This is a genomic window from Dietzia sp. DQ11-71 (assembly GCF_014144995.1).
GTDB lineage: Bacteria > Actinomycetota > Actinomycetes > Mycobacteriales > Mycobacteriaceae > Dietzia > Dietzia kunjamensis.
On record NZ_JAALDT010000243.1, the window covers coordinates 1 to 2,196 of the forward strand.

The following is a 2,196-nucleotide window of genomic DNA, read 5'->3' on the forward strand; positions in this document are numbered from 1 at the left end:
CTGGCCGGCGGGAACCGCTCCGAGACCGTCACCTCGGCCCCCGGCGTCGTCAGTGGCGAGGTGCACCCCGCGATCCGCCACTCCGACGCCCAGTTCGACGCCCGCATGGCGCTCGAGCTCGGCGTGATCGAGCTGACCATGGGACGCCTCGACGACGCCCGGCTCGCCGAGTTCCGGATGCTCGCCGAGTCGGCCAACCAGTACATCGAGGGCGATCGTTTCCTCGACCCCGAACGGTTCACCGCCGCGAACGCCCAGTTCCACGAATTCCTGTTCTGCTGCACCGGCAACGACTCGCTGCTGCAGGCCTACCGCATGCTGGAGGTGACCCAGGTGATGAACAGCGTCCTGCCCGACGCCCGCTGGGTGTCCGAGGACATCGTCCCCGAGCACCTGGAGATCGTCGCGGCCTTCGAGACGGGCGACCGCGACGCCGCCCGATACCTCATCCGTCGGCACAGCGAACACGCCAAGGCCACCATGCGCACCGCACTGGACCAGCAGGCCGTGGAGGCGGCGTCGTGAGCGCGCCCGTCGGCGAGTACGACCCCGTCCCGCCCGTCGTCTCCCCCGGTCGCTTCGCCGGCCGGTCGGTGCTCATCACCGGCGCTGTCCAGGGGATCGGCCGCACCGTCGCCGACCGGGTGGTCCGCGAGGGCGGGCTGGTCACCGTGGTGGACCGGGCCGACCTCATCACCACGGTCGCCGACGAGCTGACCGCGGTGTCCCCGGACGGTCACCGGGTCGTACCCGTCGAGGCCGACCTGGAGACGTTCGAGGGTGCCGAGGCCTCGGCCCGCGCAGCGTTGGACGCCCACGGCCGGATCGACGTGCTCATCAACAACGTCGGTGGCACCATCTGGGCCCGGCCCTACCACGAGTACTCGGCCGAGCAGATCGAGGCCGAGGTCCGACGGTCCCTGTTCCCCACGTTGTGGATGTGCCGGGCGGTCCTGCCGTCCATGGTCTCGGCGGGCGCGGGCACGATCGTCAACGTCTCCTCCGTCGCCACCCGCGGCGTCAACCGTGTCCCCTACGCCGCGTCCAAGGGCGGCGTCAACGGCCTCACCTCGGCGTTGGCGCTGGAAGCCGCGCCGCACGGGGTGCGGGTGGTGGCCACCGCCCCCGGCGGAACCCTCGCCCCCGAACGACGGATCTCCCGCGGCGGCGACGCCCGCACCGACCAGGAGAAGACCTGGTACTCGGAGATCGTCGAGCAGACCGTCGACTCCACCGTGATGGGCCGCTACGGCACCCTCCACGAGCAGGCCGCGCCGATCTGCTTCCTCGCCTCCGACGAGGCCTCCTACATCACCGGATCCGTCCTCCCCGTCGCCGGCGGCGACCAGGGCTGAACCGCCTGCCACCCCGCGCTGAACCGCCTGCCACCCCGGGCTGAACGCCCACACCTCTCCCCACCCCACCGAACGGAGCCCTTCCGTGTCCTCGAGCACCCCTGCGCCCTCCAGCCGCCCCGTCCCCTCCATCCCACCCGGGAGAACCATCCCCGCCCCCGAGGTGTGGGAGTCCCCCGCCCACCGCCGCACGGTGTACGGTGTCCTCGCCGTGGTGGCGCTCGCCATCCTCTTCGACGGATACGACCTCGTCATCTACGGCGCCGTCCTGCCCACCCTCATGGCCGACCCCACCCAGATCGGCGCCCTCGGCGCGGCCCAGGCCGGTGCGCTCGGCTCGTACGCCCTCGTCGGCGTGATGATCGGCGCCCTCACCGCCGGCGCCGTCGGTGACCGCATCGGCCGACGCCGGATCATGCTCGGCGCCATCGCCTGGTTCTCCGTCGGGATGGCCGCCACCGCGTTTGCCCGCGACATCACCACGTTCGGCGTCCTTCGCCTGCTCACCGGGCTGGGGATCGGCGCCATCGTCGCCACGGCCGGTGCGATCATCGCCGAGTTCGCTCCCGCCGGGCGTCGCAACCTTTTCAACGCGGTCGTCTACAGCGGGATCCCCGCCGGCGGTGTCCTGGCCTCCGCGCTGGCCATGGTGCTGCGGGACCACATCGGATGGCGCGGGCTGTTCCTCATCGGCGCCGTCCCACTGGTGCTGGTCCTCCCCTACGCCTGGTTCGCGCTCCCCGAGTCCCCGCGGTGGCTGGCCTCCCGCGGCCGCATCCGCCAGGCCGCCGAGGTGTGCGCCAGCAGGGGCCTGCCGCTCGAGATGGCCGCGGCGCCGGGC

Annotated in this window: 3 protein-coding genes; all 3 read left to right on the forward strand. The window is 72.4% G+C overall.

What is annotated here, in order from left to right:
- A partial coding sequence (locus G6023_RS09340) for a GntR family transcriptional regulator (protein WP_182635145.1) occupies positions 1-525 on the forward strand: 525 nt, incomplete at its 5' end.
- Entirely contained in the window at positions 522-1,355 is an 834-nt protein-coding gene (locus G6023_RS09345; RefSeq protein ID WP_182635147.1) for a 1,6-dihydroxycyclohexa-2,4-diene-1-carboxylate dehydrogenase, read from the forward strand. The genes G6023_RS09340 and G6023_RS09345, both read left to right, overlap by 4 nt.
- A gap of 130 nt (positions 1,356-1,485) precedes the next feature.
- A partial coding sequence (locus tag G6023_RS09350) for an MFS transporter (RefSeq protein ID WP_472986432.1) occupies positions 1,486-2,196 on the forward strand: 711 nt, incomplete at its 3' end.